Origin of the sequence: Clostridium sp. ZBS2, from assembly GCF_023845855.1 — a bacterium.
GTDB lineage: Bacteria > Bacillota > Clostridia > Clostridiales > Clostridiaceae > Clostridium > Clostridium aquiflavi.
In genome coordinates this window covers 1-557 of the sequence record NZ_JAMQIF010000098.1, presented here as the reverse complement: position 1 = coordinate 557, position 557 = coordinate 1, and the positions used below count along the sequence as shown (strand labels likewise).

At 25.5% G+C, this 557-nt stretch carries 1 pseudogene; it reads right to left on the bottom strand.

Annotation, left to right across the window (positions count from 1 at the left end):
* Positions 1-25: 25 nt before the first annotated feature.
* Positions 26-184, bottom strand: a pseudogene (locus NG918_RS16695) (thiamine phosphate synthase); the annotation flags it as partial.
* Positions 185-557 lie beyond the last annotated feature (373 nt).

Genomic DNA, 557 nt, shown 5'->3' with positions numbered 1-557 from the left:
CATCTTTCTTAGTTCCAGTTGATTACATTGCTCCAACCCCTATATAATCTGAGCTATCTTTTTGTGCCTTTAAGGCTTCATCTAAATTATCAGCTGAAACTCCAAGAATTTTATCTTCTCCAATTATATTTCTCACTGTGGTTGCTGGTAAATCGCTTTGTCCTATTTTCCTTCCATCTTCTTCACCTCCTTCCGTTTTCTTCTTTCTTTCCTTTTTTTTTTTTTCAAGCACTCTCTCAATTTTTTATTTTATTTTTTTTTGTTTTTTTTTACCATATCAATAAAAATTAATTTATTTTTTATTATTTTTTTCTCTCTTACTATATTTTTTTCCACTTTCCCTTCTTCTTTTTTTATTCACTTTTTTTTTTCTTAATTTTCTTTCTGTTTTTTCTCTAATATCTTTTTATATATTTCTTATTATCCTACTCTCAATATATATTATCTCATATTTCTTTATCCTATATTTCTCTATTTCTTTTCTCCCTCTGATTTTCTTATTGTTCTTTTTCTCTACCTTTGTTTTCCCTATTTTAATTTTTTTTTTCTTTTTTATT